26 protein-coding genes are annotated in these 25,917 nt (G+C 70.8%); 6 read left to right on the top strand and 20 right to left on the bottom strand.

All coding sequences use genetic code 11. The features are described 5' to 3' along the window. The first annotated feature begins 131 nt into the window (after nt 1–131). Nucleotides 132–1,985, top strand: coding sequence for a phosphoenolpyruvate carboxykinase (GTP) (locus BXA03_RS06605; RefSeq protein ID WP_076505311.1), 1,854 nt, complete (start codon nt 132–134; stop codon nt 1,983–1,985). A gap of 390 nt (nt 1,986–2,375) precedes the next feature. Here BXA03_RS06605 and BXA03_RS06600 read toward each other — a convergent pair whose 3' ends face one another. Next, nucleotides 2,376–2,882 carry a hypothetical protein gene (locus BXA03_RS06600; protein ID WP_076505309.1) on the bottom strand — a complete coding sequence of 169 codons (507 nt, stop codon included), beginning with the start codon at nt 2,880–2,882 and terminating at the stop codon, nt 2,376–2,378. Nucleotides 2,883–2,998: 116 nt separating this feature from the next. Between BXA03_RS06600 and BXA03_RS06595 the strand changes: the two genes are divergently transcribed. Further along, nucleotides 2,999–3,985, top strand: a complete 987-nt coding sequence (locus BXA03_RS06595) for a LysR family transcriptional regulator (RefSeq protein ID WP_369822396.1) — start codon at nt 2,999–3,001, stop codon at nt 3,983–3,985. A gap of 65 nt (nt 3,986–4,050) precedes the next feature. Here BXA03_RS06595 and BXA03_RS26985 read toward each other — a convergent pair whose 3' ends face one another. Further along, nucleotides 4,051–4,191, bottom strand: coding sequence for a hypothetical protein (locus BXA03_RS26985; RefSeq protein WP_200803352.1), 141 nt, complete (start codon nt 4,189–4,191; stop codon nt 4,051–4,053). 178 nt (nt 4,192–4,369) lie between these two features. Between BXA03_RS26985 and BXA03_RS06590 the strand changes: the two genes are divergently transcribed. Both BXA03_RS06590 and BXA03_RS06585 read left to right on the top strand, forming a co-directional pair. Continuing rightward, a complete protein-coding gene (locus BXA03_RS06590) occupies nt 4,370–5,197 on the top strand; it encodes a metallophosphoesterase (RefSeq protein ID WP_076505305.1) in 828 nt (275 codons plus the stop codon). Nucleotides 5,198–5,244: 47 nt separating this feature from the next. After that, a complete protein-coding gene (locus tag BXA03_RS06585) occupies nt 5,245–5,448 on the top strand; it encodes a hypothetical protein (RefSeq protein WP_076505302.1) in 204 nt (67 codons plus the stop codon). A gap of 63 nt (nt 5,449–5,511) precedes the next feature. Here BXA03_RS06585 and BXA03_RS06580 read toward each other — a convergent pair whose 3' ends face one another. The 17 genes from BXA03_RS06580 to BXA03_RS06500 all read right to left on the bottom strand — a co-directional run bounded on the left by BXA03_RS06580 (nt 5,512) and on the right by BXA03_RS06500 (nt 24,209). After that, complete coding sequence (locus BXA03_RS06580) at nt 5,512–6,318, bottom strand: crotonase/enoyl-CoA hydratase family protein (RefSeq protein WP_076505300.1); 807 nt, start codon at nt 6,316–6,318, stop codon at nt 5,512–5,514. Nucleotides 6,319–6,355: 37 nt separating this feature from the next. Next, nucleotides 6,356–7,246: an SDR family oxidoreductase gene (locus tag BXA03_RS06575; protein ID WP_076505298.1), complete on the bottom strand. Its 891-nt coding sequence runs from the start codon at nt 7,244–7,246 to the stop codon at nt 6,356–6,358. Further along, on the bottom strand, nt 7,243–8,058 hold the full coding sequence (locus BXA03_RS06570) for an enoyl-CoA hydratase/isomerase family protein (RefSeq protein WP_076505296.1): 816 nt from the start codon (nt 8,056–8,058) through the stop codon (nt 7,243–7,245). Before BXA03_RS06570 ends, BXA03_RS06575 begins: the two co-directional genes overlap by 4 nt. A 2-nt stretch (nt 8,059–8,060) precedes the next feature. After that, on the bottom strand, nt 8,061–9,242 hold the full coding sequence (locus tag BXA03_RS06565; RefSeq protein ID WP_076505294.1) for an acyl-CoA dehydrogenase family protein: 1,182 nt from the start codon (nt 9,240–9,242) through the stop codon (nt 8,061–8,063). A gap of 49 nt (nt 9,243–9,291) precedes the next feature. Then, nucleotides 9,292–10,854, bottom strand: coding sequence for an acyl-CoA synthetase (locus tag BXA03_RS06560; RefSeq protein WP_076505292.1), 1,563 nt, complete (start codon nt 10,852–10,854; stop codon nt 9,292–9,294). Between the two features lie 19 nt (nt 10,855–10,873). After that, nucleotides 10,874–11,956 carry a CaiB/BaiF CoA transferase family protein gene (locus BXA03_RS06555; protein ID WP_076505290.1) on the bottom strand — a complete coding sequence of 361 codons (1,083 nt, stop codon included), beginning with the start codon at nt 11,954–11,956 and terminating at the stop codon, nt 10,874–10,876. Nucleotides 11,957–12,079: 123 nt separating this feature from the next. Continuing rightward, the gene (locus BXA03_RS06550) at nt 12,080–12,994 is read right to left on the bottom strand and encodes a thioesterase family protein (RefSeq protein WP_143476232.1); all 915 of its coding nucleotides are present in this window, start codon (nt 12,992–12,994) and stop codon (nt 12,080–12,082) included. Next, nucleotides 12,991–14,640, bottom strand: a complete 1,650-nt coding sequence (locus BXA03_RS06545) for a long-chain-fatty-acid--CoA ligase (RefSeq protein ID WP_076505281.1) — start codon at nt 14,638–14,640, stop codon at nt 12,991–12,993. The genes BXA03_RS06550 and BXA03_RS06545 overlap by 4 nt, the downstream gene beginning before the upstream one ends. Nucleotides 14,641–14,679: 39 nt before the next feature. Continuing rightward, the gene (locus tag BXA03_RS06540; protein WP_076505278.1) at nt 14,680–15,894 is read right to left on the bottom strand and encodes an ABC transporter substrate-binding protein; all 1,215 of its coding nucleotides are present in this window, start codon (nt 15,892–15,894) and stop codon (nt 14,680–14,682) included. A gap of 131 nt (nt 15,895–16,025) precedes the next feature. Further along, complete coding sequence (locus BXA03_RS06535) at nt 16,026–16,850, bottom strand: enoyl-CoA hydratase-related protein (protein WP_076505276.1); 825 nt, start codon at nt 16,848–16,850, stop codon at nt 16,026–16,028. 39 nt (nt 16,851–16,889) lie between these two features. Further along, entirely contained in the window at nt 16,890–17,897 is a 1,008-nt protein-coding gene (locus tag BXA03_RS06530; RefSeq protein WP_076505274.1) for a branched-chain amino acid ABC transporter permease, read from the bottom strand. A gap of 5 nt (nt 17,898–17,902) precedes the next feature. Next, on the bottom strand, nt 17,903–18,775 hold the full coding sequence (locus BXA03_RS06525; RefSeq protein ID WP_076505272.1) for a branched-chain amino acid ABC transporter permease: 873 nt from the start codon (nt 18,773–18,775) through the stop codon (nt 17,903–17,905). 7 nt (nt 18,776–18,782) lie between these two features. After that, nucleotides 18,783–19,508 carry an ABC transporter ATP-binding protein gene (locus BXA03_RS06520; RefSeq protein WP_076505270.1) on the bottom strand — a complete coding sequence of 242 codons (726 nt, stop codon included), beginning with the start codon at nt 19,506–19,508 and terminating at the stop codon, nt 18,783–18,785. Next, complete coding sequence (locus tag BXA03_RS06515; RefSeq protein ID WP_076505268.1) at nt 19,492–20,334, bottom strand: ABC transporter ATP-binding protein; 843 nt, start codon at nt 20,332–20,334, stop codon at nt 19,492–19,494. The genes BXA03_RS06520 and BXA03_RS06515 overlap by 17 nt, the downstream gene beginning before the upstream one ends. A gap of 131 nt (nt 20,335–20,465) precedes the next feature. Beyond that, complete coding sequence (locus tag BXA03_RS06510) at nt 20,466–21,650, bottom strand: acetyl-CoA C-acetyltransferase (protein ID WP_076505266.1); 1,185 nt, start codon at nt 21,648–21,650, stop codon at nt 20,466–20,468. Nucleotides 21,651–21,768: 118 nt separating this feature from the next. Further along, nucleotides 21,769–23,754, bottom strand: a complete 1,986-nt coding sequence (locus BXA03_RS06505) for an FUSC family protein (protein WP_076505265.1) — start codon at nt 23,752–23,754, stop codon at nt 21,769–21,771. Beyond that, entirely contained in the window at nt 23,751–24,209 is a 459-nt protein-coding gene (locus BXA03_RS06500; RefSeq protein ID WP_076505263.1) for a MarR family winged helix-turn-helix transcriptional regulator, read from the bottom strand. Before BXA03_RS06500 ends, BXA03_RS06505 begins: the two co-directional genes overlap by 4 nt. Before the next feature lie 184 nt (nt 24,210–24,393). Between BXA03_RS06500 and BXA03_RS06495 the strand changes: the two genes are divergently transcribed. After that, entirely contained in the window at nt 24,394–24,651 is a 258-nt protein-coding gene (locus BXA03_RS06495) for a type II toxin-antitoxin system Phd/YefM family antitoxin (protein WP_076505261.1), read from the top strand. Then, on the top strand, nt 24,648–25,064 hold the full coding sequence (locus BXA03_RS06490; protein ID WP_076505259.1) for a type II toxin-antitoxin system VapC family toxin: 417 nt from the start codon (nt 24,648–24,650) through the stop codon (nt 25,062–25,064). Before BXA03_RS06495 ends, BXA03_RS06490 begins: the two co-directional genes overlap by 4 nt. 15 nt (nt 25,065–25,079) lie before the next feature. Here BXA03_RS06490 and BXA03_RS06485 read toward each other — a convergent pair whose 3' ends face one another. Then, nucleotides 25,080–25,874 (bottom strand): SDR family NAD(P)-dependent oxidoreductase, encoded by a 795-nt coding sequence (locus BXA03_RS06485; RefSeq protein WP_076505257.1) that lies wholly within the window; start codon nt 25,872–25,874, stop codon nt 25,080–25,082. Between the last annotated feature and the right edge of the window lie 43 nt (nt 25,875–25,917).

Genomic DNA, 25,917 nt, shown 5'->3' with positions numbered 1-25,917 from the left:
GTGCCGTCATCTCCGTCGCCCGCATCGACCGCGAACCCCCTGAGCGAAGACGTTTTCTCCAACGACGTTCACGCCGCGCGCGTCGCGACGAGCGCCGTTCGAAAAGACAGTTTTCTTTTCAGGAGTTCACCATGAGTCCCAGCAATCTGCAGGCCCCCGACTACGTCAAGAATCCCAAGCTCATCGCCTGGGTGTCGGAGATGGCAGCCCTGTGCAAGCCCGAGCGCATCCACTGGTGCGACGGCAGCCAGGAAGAATACGACGCCCTGTGCAACCAGCTCGTCGAGGCCGGCACCTTCAAGCGCCTGAACCCGGCCAAGCGCCCCGACTCCTTCCTCGCCTGCTCCGATCCGAGCGACGTCGCCCGCGTCGAGGACCGCACTTTCATCTGCAGCGACAAGAAGGAAGACGCCGGCCCCACCAACAACTGGATGGCCCCGGCCGAGATGCGTGCCACGCTGCAGCCCCTGTTCGATGGCTGCATGAAGGGCCGCACCCTGTACGTGGTGCCCTTCAGCATGGGCCCGCTGGGTTCGCCCATCGCCCACATCGGCATCGAGCTGTCCGACAGCCCGTACGTCGCCGTGAACATGAAGATCATGACCCGCATGGGCCGCGACGTGTACGACGTGCTGGGCGCAGAGGGCGAGTTCGTGCCCTGCGTGCACACCGTGGGCGCGCCGCTGCAGCCGGGGCAGAAGGACGTGGCCTGGCCCTGCAACAAGACCAAGTACATCGTCCACTACCCGGCCACGCGCGAGATCTGGTCGTACGGCTCGGGCTACGGCGGCAACGCGCTGCTGGGCAAGAAGTGCTTCGCCCTGCGCATCGCCTCCAACATGGGCCGCGACGAAGGCTGGCTGGCCGAGCACATGCTCATCCTGGGCGTGACCAGCCCTGAGGGCCGCAAGTACCACGTGGCCGCCGCCTTCCCGAGCGCCTGCGGCAAGACCAACTTCTCGATGCTCGTGCCGCCGGCCGGCTTCGAGGGCTGGAAGGTCACGACCATCGGCGACGACATCGCCTGGATCAAGCCCCAGGCCGATGGCAGCCTGCGCGCCATCAACCCCGAGGCAGGCTACTTCGGCGTGGCACCGGGCACCAACTTCAAGACCAACCCCAACTGCATGGCCAGCCTCGACAAGAACGTGATCTTCACGAACGTCGCGCTGACCGACGACGGCGACGTGTGGTGGGAAGGCATGGAGGCCGACGCCCCCGGCAAAGCCATGCCCGCGCACCTGATCGACTGGCAGGGCAAGGACTGGACGCCGCAGATCGCCCGCGAGACCGGCGCCAAGGCTGCCCACCCGAACGCCCGCTTCACCGTGGCCGCCACCAATAACCCCGCGCTGGACGAGGCCTGGGACGACCCCAAGGGCGTGAAGATCGACGCCTTCATCTTCGGCGGCCGCCGCTCCACCACCGTGCCGCTGGTGACCGAGGCCCGCAACTGGACCGAGGGCGTCTACATGGCCGCCACCATGGGCAGCGAGACCACCGCCGCCGCCGCCGGCCAGCAGGGCGTGGTGCGCCGTGACCCCTTCGCCATGCTGCCCTTCATGGGCTACAACATGAGCGACTACTTCCAGCACTGGCTGGACCTGGGCCGCAAGCTGCAGGCCTCGGGCGCCAAGCTGCCGCACATCTACACCACCAACTGGTTCCGCAAGGGCGACGACGGCAAGTTCGTATGGCCCGGCTACGGCGAGAACATGCGCGTGCTCAAGTGGATGATCGACCGCATCGAAGGCCAGGGCCAGGGCGACGAGCATGTCTTCGGCGTGAGCCCGCGCTACGAGGACCTGAACTGGACCGGCTTGGACTTCAGCCGCGAGCAGTTCGACAAGGTCACCAGCATCGACAAGGCCGCTTGGCAGGCCGAGCTGAAGCTGCACAGCGAGCTGTTCGAGCAACTGGCCCATCACCTGCCGGAAGAGCTGCCGCAGACCAAGGCGGCCATCGAGCAGCGCCTCGCGGCTTGAGATAAGGCACACCCCCCATGCCGCTTCGCGGCTCCCCCCTCCCTTGCGCCTTCGGCTTGGAGGGGGGCGCACCCAGCGGCCTGGCAAAGCCAGTTCCGCGGGTGCCCTGGCATGGCCTGCTCCGCGGCCATTTGATCTTGGTGGCGTGTTCGGGCTCTCTCGCGGCTTCGGCTTGGAGATGGGCGCCCCGCCGGTCCGGCGAAGCCAGGTCCGCGAGTGCCCTGGCATGGCCTGCTCCGCGACCTTTCGATTCGGATGCCCGAGCTTGGCTGCGCCCGCTGTCCTGCAGCCAGCGCATCAGGCCCCGCGGCAGCAGACGCAAAAAAACCGCCCTAGGGCGGTTTTTTCATGGGCGCTCGCCGCCTTTAGTAGGGGCGGGCCAGGCTGCGCTCAGTAGTAGCGCGCAATGTGACTGGCCGTGGCCTGATGGACGCGCATCTTGGTCTGGGCCGGCACGGCGCTGTCGACCGCCGAAACCGATTCGGCGCGGGTGATGGCCGCCTGCAGGTCGTTCATGATGCGCGTGTCGCGGTGCGCGGCGGCCAGGAAGCGCTCGTCGGCGCGGGCAGCGGCCTGGGCACGTTGCAGGCTGTTCCAGCGCTCGACCAGGCCGATGGCCAGGTTCTGGGCGGCGCCGGCGGCGTACAGCGAGAGCGCGCCGAACACCAGCGCCCACAACACCACCCAGGCGGCCAGCAGGCTGCCGTCGGTGATCTCGGCGACGAAACGCTCGGCCACCACGAGGGCAGCCGCCAGCAACGCCGCGACCACCATCATGACGGCGCCACCACGGGTCTTGAAGCTGCGGCTGGCATCGCGGAAGTAGGCGGCAGTTGCCTCGGCGCGGCGGACGCCGGGGTGCGAGACGGGTTGGTCGACGTGGACGAAGGTGGTCATGACAATCCCCTCCTGAGGGAAGAAAAGTGGTGGGCCGGTAAGGCCGATGGACCGAATATTAGGGTTTGCACCAGTGTTCTTCCACTTTATAGTGGTGATGCTCTTCATTCACCGGAATGATGAACGTCAACTTTCGCACCCTCGACCTGAATCTGCTGCGCGTCTTCGACGAGGTGATGGCCGAGCGCAGCCTCACCCGCGCCGCCCGCAACCTCTCGCTGACCCAGCCTGCGGTCAGCAACGCCCTGCGACGCCTGCGTGAGACGCTGGGCGACGAGCTGGTGCACCGCGCCGGCAGCGGCGTCGAGCCCACGCCGCGGGCCCTCGCACTGTGGCCGGTGGTGCGCGACGCCTTGCGCCACATCCAGCACGCCATCGCGCCCACGGCCTTCGAGCCGGCGCAGGCGGACGACAGCTTCGTGCTGGCCATGGCCGATGCGACGGCCACCGAGCTGATCCCCGGCGCCGTGCGGCTGCTGGAGGCCGAGGCGCCCGGCGTGTCGCTGCGGGTGGTGCCGCTGAACACGCGCGACCCGCGCGGGCTCCTCGACAAGGAATCGGCGGACCTGGCCATCGGCCACTTTCCGGCCGTGATGGCCGACCTGACCGCCCGCACGCAGGCCGGCGAGGCGGTCCCCTTCGAATCGCACCGGCTGTACGTGGGCCGCTATGTGTGCGTGATGCGCAGCGGCCATCCGCTGGCCGCGCAGGAGCTGACGCTGGACGCCTTCTGCGCCGCGCGCCACCTGCTGGTGAGCTTTTCCGGGCGGCCCTGGGGCTTCGTCGACGAGGCGCTGGAGGCCATCGGCCGTCGCCGGCGCATCGTGCTGACCGTGAACCAGTTCTTCACGGCCGGCAAGGTGGTGGCCGATTCGGACCTGCTGACCGTGCTGCCCCGCCATTTCGTGAGCAGCACCGGCGTGAGCGACGGGCTGGTGGTGCGCGAGCTGCCGCTGACCCTGCCGCTGGTGCACGTGGATGCGCTGTGGCATCGGCGCATGCAGGCGGCGCCGGGCCACATGTGGCTGCGCGACCTGATCGTGCGGGCGGCAGGCGACGCCTTTGCCCGCACCCTGGCGGAATACGTGCTGCCGCGGGCCTGAGCGGGGCGCAGCCGCGCCAGTCGCCGATCCGGCTGGCGCCCACCCGGCGTACGCCGGGCGATGCCTCAGCGGACGACGCGCAACCAGGCGGAGGCGGCTTCGCGCAGTTCCTGTGCGTGGTGCGGATCCAAGCCGGCCATTGCGTCGGCCGACTCGAAGAGATCGGCAGCGGGGCTGGCGGGGACGGGCGCGGTGGTCGGTTGCATCCAACGGGACCAGAAAGTGAGCAGGGGAGACATGATGTTTTCGCGGCTCCACGCCGCGTGTGTGACTATGGGTAGAAGAATAGGGTTTTCCCTAGTTTTCACAACCCCATCCTCATGCATTCCGCGCATGGCGCCGGCGCGACCGCGACATGGGCGGTGAATTTCTACACTGGTGCGCATGAAGATCCAGCTGCTGTCGGACCTGCACCTCGAGACCTATCCCGAATTCGTCGCCCACCCTGCGCCCGGCGCCGAGCTGCTGGTGCTGGCCGGGGACGTGGGCTCCTACCAGCGCGGCTCGCAGCTGACCGACCCGGATTTCGGCCTGGGCCGCTTTTCCCCGAAGCGGGGCTGGCCGGTACCGGTGATCTACGTGCCCGGCAACCACGAGTACGACGGCCTGGATTTCGACGAGACCCATGGCCGTCTGCGCGAACACTGCGAGGCGCTCGGCATCGTCTGGCTGGAGCGTGAGACGCATGTGCACGCCGGCGTGCGCTTCGTCGGCACCACGCTCTGGGCCGACTTCGATGCCCTGGCCACGCCGCAGGACGACACCGTCGCCCGGATCCGCAAGCGCGGCAAGGCCATGCGCGCGGCCGATTTCTACCTGGCCAAGGCCGCCACCACGCGCGGCGGCCAGCCCTTCATGGCGGCTGAGTTGCGGGCGCAGGGGCTGGCGTGCCAAGGCTGGCTGCGGGAGACGCTGTCCCAACCCTTCGACGGTGTGACGGTAGCCATCACTCACTTCGCGCCCTCGCTGGCCAGCGCCGATCCGCGCTATGGCCTGGCGCCGGGCACGGCCGGCTTCTGCAATGCGCTGGACGAACTGCTGCCCCTGGCCGACGTCTGGCTGCACGGCCATCTGCACTGCGCCTTCGACTACGTGAAGTCGGGCTGCCGCGTCGTCGCCAATCCGCGCGGCTACGAGGAGAAGGGCGAGCAGGCCGGCTTCCTGCCGCTCGGCTGCGTGGAACTGCCGGCGCAGCCGCGGAGTCGACCATGAAGCGCCCGGCGCCTGCTGCCGGCCACCCTCATCCAAGGAAGCATCCGATGACACCACGATTCGCCCCTGGCGCCAGGCGCGCCACCTTCACCCTGGCCCTGATGCTGGGCCTCGCGGTCCTGGGCTCCGGCTGCGCGAGCAGCGGCGCGGCCAGCGGTGGCAGCACGGCCTCCACGGGCGGCAGCGGAGTGGAGGTGTTCGGCACCATCGACGCCGGCGTCAGCGGGGTGCGCAACAAGTCGGGCCGCTGAGCAGCGGGACACTCTCCGGCAGATCGAACGGGAAGCGCTCCGAGCCGCGAAGCGCGAAGGAGATCAGTCCTCGAACCTCGCCGGGCGCTTTTCCATTCCCGCGCGCACCGCTTCCACCTGCTGCGGGCTGCCGATGAGCGCCTGCTGCTCGCGGGCTTCGGCCAGCAGCAGTTCCTCCGGCGTGGCGTGGGCCGTCAGGCGCATCAGCCGCTTGGCGGCGCGGATGGCGCTGGGGCTGCTGGCGGCGATCTGCCGCGCCAGCGTGCGGGCCTCGGCCAGCGGATCGGCACTGACCCGCGTCGCCAGGCCCAGCTCGGCGGCCTCGGCGCCGTCGACCACACGGCCGGTGTAGACCAGCTCGCGCAGCCGGTCGCCGCGCACCAGCGGCGCCAGCAGCGCGCAGCCCGCCATGTCGGGCACCAGGCCCCACTTGATCTCCAGCACCGACAGGCGCGCATCGGCCGCCACCAGGCGGATGTCCGCCCCGGCCGCCAGCTGCAAACCGCCGCCATAGGCCACGCCATGAACCGCGGCGATCACCGGCACCGGCAGTTCCTGCCAGCCCCAGCAGACCTGCTGGAAGCGGTTGGCGATGCCGTGGGTGCGCGGCAGCAGGTCGGTGAAGCCGCCGGCGGGTTCGCCGCCCGCCATGCCGGCCATGCTGCCCATGTCCAGCCCGGCGCAGAAGGCGCGGCCTTCGCCGTGCAGCACCACGGCGCGCAGACCGGGCTCGACCTGCAGGCGCGCCAGGGCATCGAGCAGGGCGTCGAACATGGCCGGATCGAGCGCGTTCATCTTGTCGGGGCGGGCGAGGGTCACCTCGGCCACGCCGCCGTCCATGTCGATCCGCACGCGGGTGGGGGAAGTCATCGAAAAAAGTCTCCTGTGGAAGGCCTGGCGAGCGACTTCAGGTCGTGCGCTGTGCGCGGTCGGCCGCGTTGCGGGACGCAATGGCCTCCCGCGCCTTCGCCCAGTCCTCGTCGCCCCAGGCGGCCAGGCTGGCGAAGTTGCCGCCGGTGGCCTGATATTGCCCGCCATCGATGGCAATCGTCTGTCCCGTCAGGTACTCGGCCTGCCGGCTCATCAGGAAGACCGCCAGGTTGGCCAGTTCGGGCATGCGGCCGGTGCGCTCCATGGGGTTGCCCTCGGGCCTGTGCTCGCCGCCCTGCGGATTCAGGCGCGCACTCATGCCCTCCGTGGGAAAGAGCCCCGGCGCGATGGCGTTGCAGCGGATGCCGCGGTTGCCCCATTCCACCGCCAGCGACTGCGTCATCGCATGCACGCCCGACTTGGCCATGGCCGAGGGCACGGTGAAGGCCGAGCCGTTCCACACCCAGGTGGTGAGGATGGACAGCACGCTGCCGCGCTGCCCCGCCGCCAGCCAGCGCCGGCCGCATTCCAGCGTCATGTTGAAGCTGCCCCGCATCACGATGTTGGCCACGGCGTCGAAGGCGCGCATCGACAGGTCCTCGGTGCGGCTGACGAAGTTGCCGGCCGCGTTGTTGACCAAGCCGGTGAGCGGCCCGCCGTCGGCCCAGATGGCGTCGAGCATGGCCTCGATGGCCTCGGGCTGTCGCACGTCGCAGGCATGGCCTGCGGCCTTGCCGCCGTGCGCGGCCATCAACTCGCGCGCCGTCTCTTCCACGACGGGGCCGCGGCGGCCGCAGAGGTAGACGTCGGCGCCCAGCATGAGGAAGGCCTCGGCCATGACGCGGCCCAGGCCGGTGCCGCCGCCCGTCACGAGGATGCGTTCGCCGGCCAGCAGGCCGGGCTTGTACATGAGGTCGTCGAGGGTCATGGGTTTGAAGGCAAGGGAGCGCCGTAGCGCGGTTCGCGCCGCTCGAGGAAGGCGCGCACGCCTTCCTGGAAGTCGGGCGTCTGGGTGCACAGCACCTGGTTGCGGTCTTCGAGGGCCATGGCGGCCTCCAGGCTGGCGGCATCCACCGCATGGCCCAGCGCGTCCTTGGTGAGGGCCAGGCCCAGCGGCGTGGCGCGCAGCATGTCGGCGCACATGCCGCGGGCCTCGGCCTCGATCTCGTCCATCGGACCCACGCGGCTGACCAGGCCCAGCTGCTGGGCACGCGGGGCGTCGATGAAGCGCCCGGTCAGCATGTATTCGGCGGCCACCGAGCTGCCGACCATGCGCGGCAGGAAGTAGCTCACGCCCACGTCGCAGGCCGACAGGCCGATGCGGATGAAGGCGGCATTCATGCGGGCATCGGGCGTGGCCAGGCGGATGTCCGAGGCCAGCGCCAGCGCGAAGCCGCCGCCACTGGCCGCGCCCTGCACCAGGCTCACGATGGGCTGCGGGCAGCGCCGCATGGCGACCATGATGTCGCGGATGCCGCGTTGGCGCTGCAGCATGGTGGCGGCATCGGGCAGGCGGTCGAGGTCCAGCGCCTGCAGGTCCAGCCCGGCGCAGAAGGCCCGGCCCGCGCCGCGCAGCACCACCACGCGGGCGGTGGACTGCAGCGTCAGGCCCTGGAAGTACTGGCGCAGCGCCTGCACCAGCGTGTCGTCCAGCGCGTTCAGGCGCTCGGGGCGGTTGAGCGTGAGCCAGGCGACGCCGGCTTCCTCGCGCACCTGCAGCACATCGTCGGCGGAGGCCATGGTCACAGCGCCCGCGAGATGACTTCCTTCATGATCTCGCTGGTGCCGCCATAGATGCGCTGCACCCGCGCGTCGGCATACATGCGCGTGACCAGGTACTCGTTCATGAAGCCGTAGCCGCCGTGCAGCTGCACCAGCTCGTCGAGCACGCGGCCCTGCGCTTCCGAGCCCCACAGCTTGGCCATGGAGGCGGTGGCGGTGTCCAGTTCGCCGGCCACGATGCGTTCCACGCAGCGGTCCATGAAGGCGCGGCCCACCATGATCTGCGTGGCCACCTCGGCCAGCTTGAACTTGGTGTTCTGCATCTCGGCAATGGGCTTGCCGAAGGCCTTGCGCTCGCGCACGTAGTCCAGCGTGGCGGCATAGGCGCCCTCCATGCAGGCCACGGCACTGACGCCGATGATCAGCCGCTCGTAGGGCAGGTCACCCATCAGCTGATAGAAGCCCTGGCCTTCCTGGCCGCCGAGCAGGCCGTCGGCCGGCACCACCACGTTGTCGAAGAAGAGCTCGGAGGTGTCCTGCGCCTTCATGCCCATCTTGTCGAGCACGCGGCCCACGCGGAAGCCCTCGCGCTGCATCCCCGGCGCGTCGTCGCCCGCGGGCGACGCGTCGGTCTCCACGATCAGGATCGAGGTGCCGCGCGCGCCCTGCGTCGGATCGGTCTTGCAGACGACCAGGATCACGCCGGCCAGGAAGCCGTTGGTGATGAAGGTCTTGCTGCCGTTGAGCACGTAGCGGTCGCCCTGCCGCTCGGCCCGGGTGCGGATGCCCTGCAGGTCCGAGCCGGCCCCGGGCTCGGTCATGGCGATGGCGCCGATCAGCTCGCCGCGGGCCATGCGTGGCAGGTAGCGGCGCTTCTGCGCCTCGGTGCCGTGGTTGATGAAGTAGTGCGCCACGATGGAATGCACCGAGTTGCTCATGCCGGAAAGGCCGCGGCGCGCCATCTCCTCGTAGATCACCGCCTCGTGCCGGAAGTCGCCGCCACCGCCGCCATACTCTTCGGGGATGTCGGTACACAGCAGGCCCAGTTCGCCGGCGCGGCGCCAGAGCGCATGGCCGACGTGACCGCGCTTGCGGGCGGCCTCGTCCTGCGGCTGCATCTCGGATTCGATGAAACGCACCGCGGTGTCGCGCAGCGCCTCGAGCTCCTCGTTGCTCCAGGAGCGGGTCAGGTTCAGGGGCATGTCTGTCTCCTTGTCGGGCGCAGCCGGCCGCGCCGGGCTGCGCGATCGGTCAATTGACGTTGCGGCTGCGGCCTTCCCAGAAGGGCTTGCGCAGCTCGAACTTCTGCAGCTTGCCCGCGGCCGACAGCGGCAGCGCGGCGCGGAACTCCACCGAGCGCGGGCACTTGTAGCCGGCGATGTGCGCGCGGCAATGGGCGATGACCGCCGCCTCGTCCAGCGACTGGGCCTCGCGCAGCACCAGCACCGCATGCACCCGCTCGCCCCAGCGCTCGTCGGGCACGCCGATGACGGCGCACATCGACACCTGCGGCAACTGGGCGATGGCGTTTTCCACCTCGGCCGAATACACGTTCTCGCCGCCGCTGACGATCATGTCCTTGAGCCGGTCGACCACGAAGAGGTAGCCGTCTGCATCGAGCCGGCCCATGTCGCCGGTGTGCATCCAGCCGTCCCGCAGCGCCACGGCCGTCTCGGCCGGCTTGTTCCAGTAGCCCTGCATCACCATGGGACCGCGGGCGGTGATCTCGCCCACCTCGCCGGGCGGCAGCTCATGGCCTTCGCCGTCGACGATGCGCACCTCGGCGATGGGCACCGGCCGGCCGGCGGCGCGCAGAAGGCGCTCGCGCTGCGGGCCGGGGCGGTGCTCCTCGGGGCCGAGGGTGACGACGGTCGGCGCCAGCTCGGTCATGCCGTAGGCCTGGGCGAAGTCGGCGCCGGGCAGGGCGGCCATGGCCTGCGCCAGCAGCGTCGCGTCGATGGGCGCGGCGCCGTAGAGCATCAACCGGAGGCTGGAGAGGTCGAAGTCGGCGAAGCGCGGATGCTCGATCAGCCGCTTGATCATGGTGGGCACGAGGAAGATCTCGTTGGCCCGGTGCGCCTGCACCGCCGCCATGATGGCCACCTCGTCGAAGGCCGGCACGATGACCTGCGGCACCAGCCGCTGCGCCATCAGCAGCGACAGGCCGCAGCCCGCCACATGGAACATGGGCGAGACCACAAGCCCCACCTTGACGCCCACGCGCGGCACCCCGCTCGCGTTCGACAGGGCATTGATGTACAGGTTGTCGTGGCCCAGCATCACGCCCTTGGGCCGGCCGGTGGTGCCGCCGGTGTACATGACGGCGGCCAGGTCCCCGCCGCCGCGGCGCAGGTCGTCGCGGGGCGCCGCCTCGGCCAGCAGGGCTTCGTAGTCCAGCGCGCCCTCGGGCGGCGTGCCGCGGCCGCAGAAGATCACCGTGCGCAGGCTGCGCGACAACTGGCGCAGCTGCGGCACCAGCGGGGCGAAGGCATCGTCCACGATCAGCACGCGGGTGTCGCAATCGTCCAGCGAATAGGCGACCTCGTGCGGATTCCAGCGGATGTTGACGGGGTTGACCACGGCGCCGGCCCACCAGCAGCCGTAGAAGTACTCCAGATAGCGCACGGAGTTCAGGGCCATCATGCCCACGCGGTCGCCCGGCGCCACGCCCAGGGCCGCGAGCGCGCCGGCCAGGCGTTCGATGCGGCCGGCCAGCTCGGCCCAGCTGCGACGCTCGTCGCCGCAGATCGCCGCGGTCTCGCCCGCCTTCTCGCGCCGGCCCTTGTGGATGGATTGGGTGAGGGACATCGTCATCGCGGTCTCCTCCCGCCCATCACACCCTGGCGCCCCAGGCGGCCAGCACCTCGTCCAGGCTGGCGGCGTGCGGCGCGGCGGGCGCGGTGGGTGTGCTGCGCGAGAAGCGCGGCGCTGGCGCGGGCTGCACCACGCCATCGACCTCGGTGAAGGTGCCGCGCGCGCGGTTGTGGGCATGCTGCGGCGCCTCGTCCCAGTCCAGCACCGGGGCGAAGCAGGCGTCGGTGCCTTCGAGCAGCGCGCACCATTCGTCGCGCGTGCGGGTGCGGAACACGTCGGCCAGCCGCAGCTTGAGCAGGGGCCAGCGGGCCGGGTCCATCTGGCCATCGAAGAGCGGATCGTGGATGCCGCAGCGCTCGCGCAACTCGGCATAGAACTGCGGCTCGATGGCGCCGATGGCCACGTACTTGCCGTCGGCGCAGGCATAGGTGTCGTAGAAGTGGGCGCCGCCGTCGAGCATGTTCTCGCCACGCTGGTTGCTCCACTGGCCCTTGGCCTTGAAGCCGTACATGAAGGCCGAGAGCAGCGCCGTGCCGTCGGTCATGGCGGCGTCGATGACCTGACCGCGGCCGCTGCGGCCGGCCTCGTGCAGGGCGGCCAGCAGGCCCACGGCCAGCAGCATGCCGCCGCCGCCGAAGTCGCCCACGTAGTTGAGCGGCGGCACCGGCGCCTCGCCCGCGCGGCCGATGGCATGCAGGGCGCCGCTGATGGCGATGTAGTTGATGTCGTGGCCCGCCGCCTTGGCCAGCGGGCCGTGCTGGCCCCAGCCCGTCATGCGGCCGTAGACCAGGCGCGGGTTGCGGGCCAGGCAGTCGTCGGGGCTCAGGCCCAGGCGTTCCATCACGCCGGGGCGGAAGCCCTCCACCAGCAGGTCGGCCTTGTCGATCAGGGCCAATGCCGCCGCCTGGCCATCGGGGCCGCGCAGGTCGATGGCCACCTGGCGGCGGCTGCGGGTGGTGATGTCCTGCGGATCGGGCGGGGTGCCGGGGCGGACGATGCGCAGCACCTCCGCGCCCAGGTCGGCCAGCAGCATGGCGCAGAAGGGGCCGGGGCCCAGGCCGGCGAACTCGACCACCCGGACGCCGTGGAGCGGACCTGCCATCGCGTTGTCTCCTTGTGTGTGCATGGCGCGGGCCGGCCCTGTTGCCGGTCCCTGCCCCGATGATGGCGCAGCTGGCGCCGCACCCGGAATCGTCGGAACGGACGAAAGTGCCGCGCCTTTGCTTCAGGCCGCCGGCAGCAGCGCGGCCCAGCGTTCGCGCACTGCATCGGGCAGCGGCGCCGGCCGGTGCGTGGCGGGGTCGATGGCGACCAGGACGGCCTCGCTGTCGGCCTGCAGTAGCGCGCCGTCGAACAGCCGGCAGCGCAGCACCACCGAACTACGGCCCAGTGCCTGCACGCCAGTGCGCAGGCCCCAGGTGACCGGCACGGGCGCGGCGCGGTGCACTCGCAGGGCGATGTGAGCCACCATCACGTCGACGCCGCCCGTAAGCGGCAGCCGGCTGGGGTCGGTGCCGCCGTCGAGCCACCAGCGGGAGCGGCCATGCTCCAGGTAGCGGGCCAGCGCCACGTCGGACAGCAGCCCTTCGGCATCGACGTCGGCATACCGGGTGGCCAGCAGTTCCTCGATGGCCTGGGTGGCCGGCGCGCCGAAGGCCGCATGCGCCTGCGCAGGCAAGGCGCGCGGCTGCTCGTGCAGGCGCAGCTGCTGCACGAGCGCAGTGGGCAAGGGCACGCGCTCGCCGTCCTGCCAGGCCGCCAGCTCGGTGTGCTGCAGGCCGATGCAGCGGCCCTGCTGGAAAAGGGCGGTGGCGATGTGGGCTGCCTCGGCATCCACGCACAGCAGCGCCACGCCGACCTCCAGCGCCGCGGGATAGGCGCCTTCGGCCAGGAAGTCAGTCCAGAGCCCGGCAGGGCGCAGGCGCAGGCCATCCGGCGCCGCCTGGGGCAGCACGGCGTCGAGCCAGCGCATACGGGCCTCGATGTGCAGCCCGATCACCGCGGCATTGTTCAGGTGCCGCAGCAGGTCCAGGTCGGCATGGCGTGGCGCCAGGGCCGTGTGCCACCCATAGGCCTCGCGCGCCTGGTGCCAGGCCTGCCGGCGCATGGCTTCGTGAGGAGGGGCGGCAGCACCGCTCATGCCGTGGGCAGTCGGTAGTCGCGGTACTGCTCGCGCAGCCGCGTCTTGAGCAGCTTGCCGGTGGCCGTGTGGGGCAGCTCGGGCACCACCACCACGTCGTCGGGCAGCCACCACTTGGCGATGCGGGTGGACAGGAAGTCGAGCACCGATTCCTTGGTGGGCTGGTGGCCCGCGCGCGGCACCACCAGCAGCAGCGGACGCTCCTGCCACTTCGGATGGGCCACGCCGATGATGGCCGCCTCGGCCACGCCCGGATGGCCCATGGCCGCGTTCTCGACGTCGATGGACGAGATCCACTCGCCGCCGGACTTGATCACGTCCTTGGCCCGGTCGACCAGCTGCAGGTAGCCGTCGGTGTCGATGGTGGCGACGTCGCCGGTATTGAAGAAACCTTCCTCGTCCATGGGCGAGCCGCCCTCGCCCTTGAAATAGCCGGACGCGATCCACGGCCCACGCACGCGCAGGTGGCCGCGCGACTGGCCGTCCCAGGGCTGTACCTCGCCGGCATCGTCCACCAGCTTGAGGTCCACGCCCCAGACGCCGCGGCCCTGCTTGAGCTTGACCTTGACCAGCTCGTCCCCGCTCATGGCGTCGTGCTTGGGCAGCAGCTTGCTGATGACGCCGATGGGACTGGTCTCGGTCATGCCCCAGCCCTGCACCACCTGCGCGCCGAACTGCTGCTCGAAGCGCTCCAGCATGGCGCGCGGCACGGCGGCGCCACCGATGCCGATCATCTTGATGCCGAGCGCGCGCGGATCGATCTCGGGATGCGCATCGAGGTACTGGAAGAGCATCAGCCACACCGTGGGCACGCCCTGCGAGAAGGTGACCCGCTCGTCCTTCATCAGCGTGTAGACGCTCTCGCCGTCCATGTGCGGCCCCGGGAACACCAGCCGCGTGCCCACCATGGCCGCCGCATAGGGCGTGCCCCAGCCGTTGGCATGGAACATGGGCACGATCAGCATCACCGTCTCGCGCGAGCTGATGCCGAAGGTATCGGGCGCGAGCTCCATCAGCGTGTGCAGCATCGTCGAGCGGTGCGAATAGAGCACGCCCTTGGGGTTGCCAGTGGTGCCCGAGGTGTAGCAGAGCGAGGACGCCGTGCGCTCGTCGAAGTCGGGCCACTCGTAGTGTTCGCTCTGGGCGGCGAGCAGCTCGTCCCAGCAGCGCAGGTCGGGCAGGTCCAGCGCGGGCATGTGCTCGCGCGAGGTCATGCAGACGTAGGTCTTCACGGTCTTGAGCTTCGGCGCCAGCTTCTGCACCAGCGGCGCGAAGGTCACGTCGAAGAACAGCACGCGGTCTTCGGCATGGTTGGCGATGTACTCGATCTGCTCCGGAAAGAGCCGCGGGTTGACGGTGTGCAGCACGGCGCCCGTGCCCGAGACGCCGAAGTACAGCGCCAGGTGGCGCCAGGTGTTCCAGGCCAGCGTGGCCACGCGTTCGCCGCGCTGGATGCCCAGCGACTGCAGCGCGTTGGCGATGCGGCAGGCGGCATTGCGCACGCCCAGCCAGTCGGTGCGGTGCGTGCCGCCCTCGGGCAGGCGCGAGACGATCTCGGTGCGCGGATGGAAGCGCGCCGCATGCTCGATGAGTGACGAGATCAGCAGCGGGCGGTCCTGCATCAGGCCGAAGAGGGGTTCGGACATGGCGGTGTCTCCTGGATGCGGTGGCGGTGCGGTGGTGGCTCAGCCGCCGAGCAGCTCGCCGAAGGGCACGTAGCGCGTGCCGTCGAAGCGCACCGGCTGCATCTTCTTGATGGGAAAGAAGTCGTCGGCGCCGGTGCTGAGCGTGATGCCGGGGTAGAGCATGGGCAGCGCCATCTTCAGGCTGGCGGCCTGCTTCATGACGTTGGCGCGGGTCAGGTCGTCGCCGCAGCGGCGCAGCATCTCGGCCAGCGTCTGGGCCTGCGAATAGCCGATGACGTTGAGTGAATCGTTGGGGTCGCCTGCCGGGTAGTACTGCTTCATGAAGGCCAGGTAGTCGGCCAGCTCGCGCGTGCCCTGGTTGCTCGGGTCGGAGGGCTCGCGCAGGTAGCTGGCGGTGATGATGCCCTGCGCGTTGTCGGCACCCGCCGGTTTGATGACCGAGCTGATCGACAGCGACACGCTCACCAGGTAGTGGGCCGGCTTCCAGCCGATGTCGGCCGCCTTGCGGATGGACTGGGCGGCGAACTTGGGCGTGGTGATGTTGATGAAGGTGTCGGCGCCCGAGCCCTTGAGCGCGACCATCTGGCTGTCCACCGTCGGGTCGGTCACCTCGTAGGTCTGCTGACTCACGATGAACTGCTTGGCCTTGTCGCCGAAGCCGTCCATCACGCCCTTGAGGTAGTCCTTCCCGAAGTCGTCGTTCTGCATCAGGATGCCGACCTTGGCGTTGGGCCGCGTGGCCATGATGTGGCGCGCGAAGATCGCGCCTTCGAGCTGGTAGGTGGGCTGCCAGCCCATGGTCCACGGGAAGTTCTTCGGGTCGCCCCAGCGCGTGGCGCCGGTGGAGACGAACAGCTGCGGCACCTTGCGCTGGTTCATGTAGCGCTGCACGGCCTGATTGTGCGAGGTGCCCAGCGCGCCGAACATCAGCAGCACGCCGTCACGCTCGACCAGCTTGCGGGTCTGCTCCACGCTCTGGGCGGGGTTGTAGGCATCGTCGGCCGACAGGTAGGTGATCTTGCGGCCGTTGATGCCGCCCTCGGCGTTGAGCTTGGCGAAGTAGGCCGCATGGGCCTTGCCGATGGTGCCGTAGGCCGAGGCCGGGCCGGAGTAAGGCACGAAGTTGCCGACCTTGATCTCGGTGTCGCTGGCCCCGGTGTCGTACTTCTTCTGGGCCTGCGCGGCAGGCGCCAGGGCCAGCAGCGAGAAGGTGGCAAGCGCGGCCCCCAGGCCGCGTGCGATGGAAAGGCGCATGGTTGTCTCCTGGTTGTCGTCGGCCCGTTCTGTGTTGCGTGGGCCTTGGTGCGGGGTCGCGAGGCGATGGTAGGAATCGCCCCTGCCGATGCCCATCGTCGGTTCCGACGATTGGGCCGGCGCCTGCCGGATCAGCCGGCGCTGCGCGGCGGGAACGCCGGCTCGCGCTTCTGCACGAAGGCGCGCACGCCCTCGGCGAAGGCGGCGCCATCGATCAGCTCGCGCTGGCGCTCGGCCTCGTAGTGCAGCTGGTCGGCCAGGCTGCCGGTGGCGGCGGCGTCGAGGGCGCGGCGCGCCTCCATCGCGGCATGGGCGGGCAGGCGGGCCAGGCGGCGGGCCAGGGCGAGCGCCTCGTCCTGCAGGGCGGTATCGTCCGCGCAGCCCCACACCAGGCCCCAGTCCAGCGCCTGCTGGGCCGACAGGCGCTCGCCCAGCAGGGCCAGGCCCATGGCGCGCGCACGGCCCAGCCGGCGTTCGATGAACCAGGTGGTGCCCAGGTCGGGCACGATGCCCAGCCGGGGCAGGAAGGGCAGGAAGAAGTAGGCCGAGCGGGCCATGAGCGTGAAGTCGCCCGCCAGCGCAAGGCCGGCTCCGGCGCCCGCCGCCGCGCCGTTGACGGCGCAGACCACGGGCATGGGCAGGGCCTGCAGGTCGAGGATCAGCCGGTTGGACAGCGCATGCATGGTGTCCGCGGTGTGTGCGCCCAGCGTGCGCCCGTCGCCGGCCGGCACGCCGCCCATGGACTGCAGGTCGGCCCCCACGCAGAAGCCCTTGCCCTCACCGGTGAGCACCAGGGCGCGCACGCCGGCATCGGCCGCCAGCTCGGCCAGCCGCGCACGCAGCTGCTGCTGCAGGCCGATGCCCAGCGGGTTCAAACGCGCGGTGTTGCACAGCGTGAGCACGGCCACCTCGTCGTGGCGGTGCAGGCGGAGCACGGTGTCGGTGTCGGCGGTCATGCGGTTTCCTTGGGAGTCGGAGGTCGAGGCGAAGAGGGCTCAGTCACGGCGTGCGAGGCGGGCGCGCAGCCGGTGCAGCAGCCCCATCACCCCGCCGGGCATCACGAACATGAAGAGGATCAGCACCACGCCATACACGGCCCAGGGTGCGGACTTGGACACCTGCTCGGCCAGCCCCGGCACGAAGAGGATGAACAGCGCGCCGAACAGCGCCCCCCACAGCGTGCCGACGCCGCCCACCACGATGCCCACCAGCAGCGAGATGGACAGGAAGAAGGTGAAGGAATCCGGCGCCACGAACTGCACCGCGATGGCCGCCAGCGCGCCGCCCACGCCGGTGTAGCCGGCGGAGACGGCGAAGGCCATGGACTTGGCATGCGCGTTGTTCACGCCCATGGCCTCGGCCGCCATGCCGTGGTCGCGGATGGCCCGCAGCGCCAGGCCGCTGCCGCTGTCGATGAGGTTGCGCGCGCCCCAGAACAGCAGCACCGCGACGGCCAGCGCATAGAGATAGAACCACTGGTCGGCATCCAGCGGCAGGCCCCAGGGCGCCTCGGGCTTGGTCAGCACGATGCCGCCCACGCCGCCGGTCCACGCCTCCAGATGCTTGTACTTGAGCAGCTGCGGCATGGCCACGCCCAGCGCGAAGGTGGCCAGCGCCAGGTACAGGCCTTCGAGCTTGAGCGCCGGTCGCCCGAAGAGGTAGCCCACCCCCAGGCTCACGACGCCCGCGGCCGGTACCGCCAGCCAGTAGGGCACGCCCGCGCGGTCCATGAGGATGCCGGCCGCATAGGCGCCGATGGCGAAGAAGGCGCCATGGCCCAGCGAGATCTGGCCGTTGTAGCCGGTGAGGATGTTCAGTCCCACCAGCGCCACCGCATAGGCCAGCACCATGGTGGCCTGGAAGAGCTGGTAGCCCTGCGCGATGAAGGCCAGGGCCACGCCGGCCACGATCAACGCCAGCGCGAAAACGGACGAGGGCGAGAGCCGCCGCCTCGCGGGTGCCGCCTTCAGCGGCACGGCCTCGGAAGTGAGCACGGTGGACATGACGTTCAGACCCTCTTCACGATGCGCCGACCCATCAGGCCGGCCGGGCGCACGATGAGCACGCCCACGATCAGCACCAGCGCCACCGAGAGCTTGAGCTCGGTGCCCACCACGTAGCTGCCCATCAGGTTCTCCAGCACGCCCACCAGGAAGCCGCCGACCACCGCGCCCACCGGGTTGTCGATGCCGCCCAGCAGCGCGCCGGCAAAGGCATAGAGCAGCACGCCGGTCATCATGTGCGGATCGAGGAAGACCACCGGTGCCACCATCATCCCGGCCACCGCGCCGATGGCGCCGGCCAGGCCCCAGCCCAGCATCAGCATGCGGCCCACCGAGATGCCCACCAGCCGCGAGGAGGCCGGGTTCTGCGCCGCGGCCCGCATGGCCAGGCCCAGCGGCGTGAGGCGGAAGAAGGCGAAGAGCAGCGCCACCAGGGCCAGCGCCACGGCGATGGCGCCCACCTCGTGCGCGGACATCAGCGCGCTGGCATACCAGGCGTCCTTGGGGAAGGGGCTGGGAAACTCCTTGATCGTGTAGCCGAAGAGCCAGCCCGCCAGGCTATGGAAGACCACCAGCAGCCCGATGAAGACGACCACCTGCGCCAGGTCGGTGGCCTTGTGCATCGGCCGGATGATGGCGAACTCCACCGCTGCGCCCACCACGAAGGACAGCGCCACCGTGGCGAAGAAAGCCGCCCAATACGGCAGCCCCGCCTGCATCAGCGACCAGGCGATGAAGGTGGAGAACATCGCCATCTCGCCCTGGGCGAAATTGATGTGGTGCGTGGCCTGGTAGATCATCACCAGCGCCAGCGCGACGGTGGCGTAGATGCCGCCGGTGGCCAGGCCGGCGAAGAGCTGGTGCAGGAATGCGTCCATGGCCTTGCTAGCCTCCCAGGTAGGCGCGGCGCACCGCGTCGTTGCGGCCCACGTCCTCGCTGGTGCCGTGCAGCACGATGCGGCCCGTCTCCAGCAGGTAGGCCGTGTCGGCCAGTTCCAGCGCCAGGCGCGCGTTCTGCTCGACCAGCAGGATGGCCATGCGCTGCTCCTGGTTGATGCGCCGCATGATGGCGAAGATGTCGCGCACCACCAGCGGCGCCAGGCCGAAGGAGGGCTCGTCCAGCAACAGCAGGCGCGGCTCGCCCATCAGAGCGCGGCCGATGGCCAGCATCTGCTGCTCGCCGCCGGAGAGGGTGCCGGCCTGCTGCGCGCGCCGCTCCTTCAGCCGCGGAAAGTAGGCATAGATGCGTTCCATCGCCTCGGCCATGGCCGCGCGGCCCGGATGCCGCGGCCGGGCCTGGGCGCCCAGGCGCAGGTTCTCCTCGGCCGTGAGGTGCGCGAAGGTGCCGCGGCCGTCGGGCACATGGCCCACGCCCAGGCGGGCGATCTGCTCGGTGCTGCGGCCGTCGATTCGCTCGCCGGCCAGCCGCACCTCGCCGCGCACCGCGACCATGTGGCGACAGACGGCACGCAGCAGCGTGGTCTTGCCCGCGCCGTTGGCGCCCAGCAGCGCGGTGACGCGGCCTTCGGGCACGTCCAAGTCGATGCCGTGCAGCACGGCGGTGGGGCCGTAGGCGGCATGCACGCCGCGCAGTTCAAGCAGCGCGGGCATGGCGCACCTCCGTCTCGGCAGCACCGCCGTCGTCGCCCAGATAGGCGCGGATCACCTCGGGATGGCGGCGCACCGCCTCGGGCGTGCCCTCGGCGATCTTGCGGCCGAAGTTGAGCGCGACCACCTTGTCGCTCACCCGCATGACCAGGCCCATGTGGTGCTCCACCAGCAGCACCGTCAGGCCCAGCCGCGCACGCAGCGCGAGGATCAGGTCGCCCAGGCCCTCCAGCTCCTCGTGGTTGAGGCCGCAGGCGGGCTCGTCCAGCAGCAGCAAGCGGGGCTTCGCCGCCAGCGCGCGGGCCAGCTCCACCCGCTTCTGGCTGCCGAAGGGCAGGTCGGCCACGCGGCGGTCGGCCACGGCGCCCAGGTCGAGCAGGGTGATGAACTCCTCGGTGCGCACATCGGCTTCGGCCTCCAGCTGCCGCACGCCGGGCAGGCGCAGCGCATCGCGCAGGAAGCCCGCATGCTGGTGCGTGTGCGTGCCCACGCGCACGTTCTCGCGCACGGTCATGCTGGCGAAGAGCGCGAGGTTCTGGAAGGTGCGGCCGATGCCGAGCGCCGCCATGCGGTGGCGCGGCAGCGTGGCCAGCGAGCGGCCGGCGAATTCGATGCGCCCGGCCTGCCAGCCGTACAGCCGCGAGAGGCAGTTGAACAGCGTGCTCTTGCCTGCGCCGTTGGGCCCGATCAGGCCGCAGACCTGGCCGGCGGCCACGTCGAAGCCCACGCCGTCCAACGCCACGATGCCGCCGAAGCGCACCGACAGCCCCTCGATGCGCAGCAGGGGTTCGGCGGCGGCGGCGTGTCTGTCTCCGAAGTCCTGGGTCATGGAAGTCCTGCCCTGGTGTTGTGATGGAAGGGCCGGCGCGCGCCACTCCGCGCCCGGGCTTCGACAGGCTCAGCCTGAACGGTCCAGGGTCACCGAGCGTGCATCTCCCGTGGAGATGGCCCGGCAGCGGGTCAAAGCCGCTCGACGATGGTCACGTTCGCCATGCCGCCGCCTTCGCACATGGTCTGCAGGCCGTAGCGGCCGCCGCGGTCGTGCAGGGCATGCACGAGCGTGGTCATCAGCTTGGTGCCCGAGGCGCCCAGCGGATGGCCCAGGGCGATGGCACCGCCATTGACGTTCAGGCGCGCCGGGTCGGCGCCCGTCACCTGCAGCCAGGCCAGCGGCACGGGCGCGAAGGCCTCGTTGACCTCGAACAGGTCGATGTCGTCGATCTTCATGCCGGCCTTCTGCAGCGCGCGCTGCGTGGCGGGGATGGGCGCCTCCAGCATGATCACCGGGTCGTGGCCGATCATGGTCATGTGGTGGATGCGCGCGAGCGGCTTGACGCCCAGCGCCTTGAGGCCGCGCTCGTTGACCACCATCACGCCGGTGGCGCCATCGCAGATCTGGCTGGCGGTGGCCGCCGTGCAGCGGCCGCCCTCCTGGATCAGCTTGACGCCGGCGATGCCCTCCAGCGTGGCGTTGAAGCGGATGCCTTCGTCCACCATGTGCGGCTGGCCCTCGCCCTCGGTGCCGCCTTCGGCGCTGCGGGCCTCGATCGCCAGGATCTCCTTGGCGAAGCGACCCTCGTTCGTCGCGGCCACGGCGCGCTGGTGGCTCTGCAGCGCGTAGACGTCGAGCTGCTCCTTCGACAGGCCGTACTTCTTCGCCATCATCTCGGCGCCCATGAACTGGCTGAACTCCACGCCGGGGTAGCGCTTCTGCATGGCCGGGCTCATGTAGCCGCCCAGGCCCGCCTTCAGCGGCAGGACGTTGGGCGTGAACATGGGCACGCGCGACATGCTCTCCACACCGGCGGCGATCACCACGTCCATGCTGCCGCTCATCACGGCCTGGGCCGCGAAATGCAGCGCCTGCTGCGAGGAGCCGCACTGCCGGTCGACCGAGGTGCCCGGCACCGACTCGGGCAGCGAAGAGGCCAGCACCGCGTTGCGCGCCACGTTGGTGGCCTGCTGGCCGACCTGGCTGACGCAGCCCATGATCACGTCCTCGACCAGGGCCGGGTCGGCATCGGCGCGGCGCACCAGTTCGTCGATCACCTGTGCTGCGAGGTCCACGGGGTGCCAGCCCGAGAGTCGGCCGCCGCGTTTGCCGCCGGCGGTGCGGGTGGCGGCGACGATGAATGCTTCTGCCATGGGGTCTCCAGTCTCCAATGCGGTTCGTCGGAAGTCCGCGTGGATTCTGGGCGGCGAAGGCGGCGGCGTCGCTCGTCCGAAGCGACGAATTTCGAGGGCCGCGAACCGCGACGGCCCTTCAGACCGCCCGCGCCAGCACCCGGGCGGCGTGCTGCAGCGCCGCAGCCGGCGCAGGCCCGGCGGGCGGGGGGCCGAGCCGCAATGCATCGCGCGCCAGCAGGCGGCCCCGGCGGTGGGCCTGGGCCGGGCTGCGAATGGGCCGGGCCAGCCGACGCAACCAGGCCTGCGCGCGGCGACGGTCGGCGGGCGGCAGCGCATCCTGCGCCAATAGCTGCCCGAGAGCGAGCACCGCCTGCCCCGTGGCCAGCACGGCCAGGCCTTGGCGTGCGCCGTGCTCCGGCGCCAGGCCCGCCGCATCGGCCCAGCGGACCAGGCGCAGCACGCGATGCTGCAACCGAGCTCGCCACACCTCGGCCCGTCGCCAGGCCTGCGGCTGCGCGGCCATGGCCGCGACCTCCGCCTGCATCAGCGCCGACAGCTGCGCATAGCGGCGCCGTCCGCCCGGCGGAAAGACGAGGCGGAAGGCCGCCAGCGCCACCAGCGGTCCGGCCACCACGGCCGCGGCCTCGGCCAGCCCCGTCGGCCAGGAGAAGGCATGGACATGCATGGGCTGCAGGAGCAGCAGGCCGACGAGGTTGAAGTCGAAGCCGAAGCGCGCCGTGCGCGGATGCGCCAGCACGAAGGCGCCGGCCAGCACCAGCGGCAGGCACATCAGCAATCGCCCGACCGCGCCGTCCACCCACGGCCAGAGCAGGGCCTGCACCGCCAGCGCCGCAGCCGCGCCGAGCAACTGGCCGCAGAAGACCGAGCGCATGAGCCGCGCCGGGTCGTCGGCGGTGGAAAAGAGCGTGGTCATCACCGCCACGCCAAGCATGAGCAGCGGCGTCGCCGGCCAGCCAGTCGCCAGCCACAGCGCCCCGATCAGGCCAAGCGTGAGCACGGAGCGCAGGAAGGTCTCGCGCGCGGCGATCCAGTCGCGGTGCAGCACGACGGTCGGCTCGAAGGCGGCCTGCGGCTGGGCGCCGGATGCAGGGCCGCTGGCGGTGTCGCGTCGCGTCGGCGAAGCTGCAGCGCTTTCGATGCTCCCGGTAGCTGCGCCGAGGCGACGCAGCACGGCGCCCAGTTCGGTGTCCTGCGCGTCGGCGACCGTGGCGGCCTGAAGGAGCGAAGGGCTCACCAGCCGGCCGGCCGCGGCGGCATCGAGCGTGGCCTGCAGGGCATCGGCCAGCGCGGCGCCATCGGCGCGGGCAGGCGCCTGGGCCCCCGGCCACCACAGCAGCAGGCCGACCTGGGCGGTCAGCGCCTGGCGCAGCGCGCGCACCTCGCGGCGCGAATCGAGGCGGCCGGCCACCTGCAGCTCCAGCCCTTCTTCGAGGCGCGCCAGTTCGGCCAGCTGGGTGTCCCGCGCCGTCTGCACCGGCAGCGCCCCGGTGCGCGCCCAGGCGGCCAGTTCGCGCAGCCGCTCGAGGCAGAGCGTGCGCGTGCGCAGGTGCAGCGCATCGGCCGGCGGCCGGGCCGCGAAGCGCAGGCTCACGGCCAGCGCGACCACCACGCCCAGGCCGATGGTCAGCAGCCGGTCCAGCCCGAACGCAGCGATGTGCGTGGGATGGCTAGCGTCGAGCAGCACCACCATCGCCGCCGAGTAGCCGGCCAGCAGCGTGCCGTAGCTCGCGAAACCGCGCAGCAGCTGGCCGGCCCCGGCGCACAGCCCGGCCCACAGCGCCAGCCCCGGCACCAGCACCGCCGGCGAGCCCTGGCCCAGGGCTACCAGCGCCACGCCATAGGCGGCACCGGCGGCCGTGCCCAGCAGGCGGAACAGGCTCTTCTCGATCAGGTGGCCGCGAAGCGGCTGCGCCGCGATCCACACGGTCATGGCCGCCCATTGGGGATGGTCCAGGCCCAGCAGGCCCGCCAGCAGCAGCGCCACGCCCGAGCCCGCCGCGGTGCGCAGGGTGAAGGCGAGGCGAGCGGGCTCGAAGCCGAGGCGGCGCGCGAGGCGGTCGAAGGAAGGAGCGCCGGCGGCCGGGACTGGATGGACCGTCATGCGTCCGACTCCATCGCCGCGATGCCTTCGCCGATGCGGTCGAAGCCATCGAGCAGCGCCTGCAGCTGCGCGTCGTCCAGCCCGGCGAGCATGCGGCTTTCCACCCGGTCCAGCACCGTCTGGATGCGCCGCACCACCGCGCGCCCGTCGCGGGTGAGGAAGAGCCGCCAGGTGCGGCGGTCCTGCGGATCGTCGCGGCGCTCGATCCAGCCGGCGCGGGCATGCTGGTCCAGCAACCGAACCAGGCTGGAGCCGTCGATGCCGATGCGCTCGGCCAGCTCCCGCTGCGTGAGCCCGCCGCCCGCCTGGGCGAGGTACATCAGCGGCGGCCAGCCCGCATCGGTCAGGCCCAGGGCGGCGAGTTGCGCGTCCAGCGCCCGGCGCCAGCGGCGGGCGAGCACGACGAAGCGCATGCCGAAGCGCTGGCGGGGCAGGGCGGGGGCGTCGTCATCCATGGGGTGGATGATAGGCGAATCGTTTGAATTCCAACGATTGGGAGGGGATCGATCTGGACTCCGGCCCGGCCGCCCGCCGATGGGCGAAAGTCCCGTCGAGAAACGGGCCGCGAGGTCGGTCGTTGGACAGTGCGCCGCTCCGCTGACAGACTAGTTGCCTGACCAGTTCAACAGGAGCTTTTCGTTGCACACATGGCCCGTTCAGGACGCCAAGGCGCGGTTCAGCGAATTCCTCGACGCCTGCCTCGAGCAAGGCCCGCAGATGGTGACCCGCCGCGGCGCCGAAGCGGCCGTGCTGGTGCCGGTGCAGGAATGGCGCCGGCTGCAGTCGGCGGCACGTCCGTCACTCAAGCAGTTGCTGCTGTCGGACGTCGGCCGCACCGATCTGCTGGTGCCCGCGCGCGGCCAGGCGCGCAGGCGCAAGGTGGAGCCGCAGCGGTGACGCAGGGCTACCTGCTCGACATCAACGTCGTCTCCGAACTGCGCCGCCTGCGCCCGCACGGCGGGGTGGTCGCCTGGCTGAAGTCCCTGGACGAGGCGCAGCTGCATCTTTCGGCGGTGACGCTCGGCGAGATCCAGGCCGGCATCGAGCTGACGAAGGAGCAGGACGCGTCCAAGGCCCAGGAGATCGAGGCATGGCTGGCGCAGATCGCCAGCGCCTACAACGTCCTGCCCATGGACGCCGCGGCCTTCCGGGCCTGGGCGCGGCTGATGCACCGGAAGTCCGACACGCTCTACGAAGATGCCATGATCGCCGCCACCGCCCAGGTCCATGGCCTGACCGTGGCCACCCGCAACGTGGCGGACTTCAAGGCGCTGGCCGTCGAGGTGTTCAACCCCTTTGCGCCATCCTGAGCACTGCGGCGCCCGCTACCGCGGCGCCATCCGTATCGCCCCGTCCAGTCGCACGCACTCCCCGTTGAAGTAGCCGTTGGTGATCATCGTCTCCGCCAGGTGCGCGTACTCGGCCGGGTTGCCCAGGCGCTTCGGGAAGGGCACCGAGGCCGCCAGCGCCGCCTTGACGTTGTCGGGCGCGCCCTGCAGCAGCGGCGTGTCGAAGATGCCGGGCAGGATGGTGTTGACGCGGATGCCCTCGCCCATCAGGTCGCGGGCGATGGGCAAAGTCATGCCCACGACGCCGGCCTTGCTGGCCGAATAGCTGGCCTGGCCCATCTGGCCGTCCACCGCGGCCACCGAAGCGGTGTTGACGATGGCGCCGCGCTCGCCCGAACCGTGCTCATCCACCAGGGGTTCCAGCGTCAGCATGCCCGCCGCCGACTTGGCGATGCAGCGGAAGGTGCCCACCAGGTTGATCTGGATGATGCGGTCGAAATTGGCCAGCGGAAAGTGCTTGATCTCGCCGGTGGCCTTGTCGCGGCTGGCGGTCTTGACGGCATTGCCGGTGCCAGCGCAGTTGACCAGCACGCGCTCCTGCCCGTGCGCGGCGCGGGCCTTGGCGAAGCCGGCGTCAACCGAAGCCTCATTGGTCACGTCGACGGCGCAGAACAGGCCGCCGATCTCGCGGGCCAGGGCCTCGCCGGCCGCTTCGTTGAGGTCGAACAGCGCGACCTTGACGCCGTGCGAGGCCAGCCGCCGCGCGGTGGCGGCGCCCAGGCCGGAGGCACCGCCGGTGACGACGGCGGCGATGGTGGCATCGAGTTGCATGAAGCGCTCCTGTTCTGTGCAAAGGCGGTGGGCAAGCGGGCCG

The sequence above is a fragment of the Pseudacidovorax sp. RU35E genome, from assembly GCF_900156165.1.
Lineage (GTDB): Bacteria > Pseudomonadota > Gammaproteobacteria > Burkholderiales > Burkholderiaceae_C > Xenophilus.
Note: the sequence above shows the minus strand (reverse complement) of the source record. Positions and strands in the feature narration are given on the sequence as shown.

What these genes read in the sequence shown, in the direction of transcription:
- BXA03_RS06605 (WP_076505311.1), top strand. Translation starts at nt 132, where the DNA reads ATGAGTCCCAGCAATCTGCAGGCCCCCGACTACGTCAAGAATCCCAAG.
- BXA03_RS06600 (WP_076505309.1), bottom strand. Translation starts at nt 2,882, where the DNA reads ATGACCACCTTCGTCCACGTCGACCAACCCGTCTCGCACCCCGGCGTC.
- BXA03_RS06595 (WP_369822396.1), top strand. Translation starts at nt 2,999, where the DNA reads ATGATGAACGTCAACTTTCGCACCCTCGACCTGAATCTGCTGCGCGTC.
- BXA03_RS26985 (WP_200803352.1), bottom strand. Translation starts at nt 4,191, where the DNA reads ATGCAACCGACCACCGCGCCCGTCCCCGCCAGCCCCGCTGCCGATCTC.
- BXA03_RS06590 (WP_076505305.1), top strand. Translation starts at nt 4,370, where the DNA reads ATGAAGATCCAGCTGCTGTCGGACCTGCACCTCGAGACCTATCCCGAA.
- BXA03_RS06585 (WP_076505302.1), top strand. Translation starts at nt 5,245, where the DNA reads ATGACACCACGATTCGCCCCTGGCGCCAGGCGCGCCACCTTCACCCTG.
- BXA03_RS06580 (WP_076505300.1), bottom strand. Translation starts at nt 6,318, where the DNA reads ATGACTTCCCCCACCCGCGTGCGGATCGACATGGACGGCGGCGTGGCC.
- BXA03_RS06575 (WP_076505298.1), bottom strand. Translation starts at nt 7,246, where the DNA reads ATGACCCTCGACGACCTCATGTACAAGCCCGGCCTGCTGGCCGGCGAA.
- BXA03_RS06570 (WP_076505296.1), bottom strand. Translation starts at nt 8,058, where the DNA reads ATGGCCTCCGCCGACGATGTGCTGCAGGTGCGCGAGGAAGCCGGCGTC.
- BXA03_RS06565 (WP_076505294.1), bottom strand. Translation starts at nt 9,242, where the DNA reads ATGCCCCTGAACCTGACCCGCTCCTGGAGCAACGAGGAGCTCGAGGCG.
- BXA03_RS06560 (WP_076505292.1), bottom strand. Translation starts at nt 10,854, where the DNA reads ATGACGATGTCCCTCACCCAATCCATCCACAAGGGCCGGCGCGAGAAG.
- BXA03_RS06555 (WP_076505290.1), bottom strand. Translation starts at nt 11,956, where the DNA reads ATGGCAGGTCCGCTCCACGGCGTCCGGGTGGTCGAGTTCGCCGGCCTG.
- BXA03_RS06550 (WP_143476232.1), bottom strand. Translation starts at nt 12,994, where the DNA reads ATGAGCGGTGCTGCCGCCCCTCCTCACGAAGCCATGCGCCGGCAGGCC.
- BXA03_RS06545 (WP_076505281.1), bottom strand. Translation starts at nt 14,640, where the DNA reads ATGTCCGAACCCCTCTTCGGCCTGATGCAGGACCGCCCGCTGCTGATC.
- BXA03_RS06540 (WP_076505278.1), bottom strand. Translation starts at nt 15,894, where the DNA reads ATGCGCCTTTCCATCGCACGCGGCCTGGGGGCCGCGCTTGCCACCTTC.
- BXA03_RS06535 (WP_076505276.1), bottom strand. Translation starts at nt 16,850, where the DNA reads ATGACCGCCGACACCGACACCGTGCTCCGCCTGCACCGCCACGACGAG.
- BXA03_RS06530 (WP_076505274.1), bottom strand. Translation starts at nt 17,897, where the DNA reads ATGTCCACCGTGCTCACTTCCGAGGCCGTGCCGCTGAAGGCGGCACCC.
- BXA03_RS06525 (WP_076505272.1), bottom strand. Translation starts at nt 18,775, where the DNA reads ATGGACGCATTCCTGCACCAGCTCTTCGCCGGCCTGGCCACCGGCGGC.
- BXA03_RS06520 (WP_076505270.1), bottom strand. Translation starts at nt 19,508, where the DNA reads ATGCCCGCGCTGCTTGAACTGCGCGGCGTGCATGCCGCCTACGGCCCC.
- BXA03_RS06515 (WP_076505268.1), bottom strand. Translation starts at nt 20,334, where the DNA reads ATGACCCAGGACTTCGGAGACAGACACGCCGCCGCCGCCGAACCCCTG.
- BXA03_RS06510 (WP_076505266.1), bottom strand. Translation starts at nt 21,650, where the DNA reads ATGGCAGAAGCATTCATCGTCGCCGCCACCCGCACCGCCGGCGGCAAA.
- BXA03_RS06505 (WP_076505265.1), bottom strand. Translation starts at nt 23,754, where the DNA reads ATGACGGTCCATCCAGTCCCGGCCGCCGGCGCTCCTTCCTTCGACCGC.
- BXA03_RS06500 (WP_076505263.1), bottom strand. Translation starts at nt 24,209, where the DNA reads ATGGATGACGACGCCCCCGCCCTGCCCCGCCAGCGCTTCGGCATGCGC.
- BXA03_RS06485 (WP_076505257.1), bottom strand. Translation starts at nt 25,874, where the DNA reads ATGCAACTCGATGCCACCATCGCCGCCGTCGTCACCGGCGGTGCCTCC.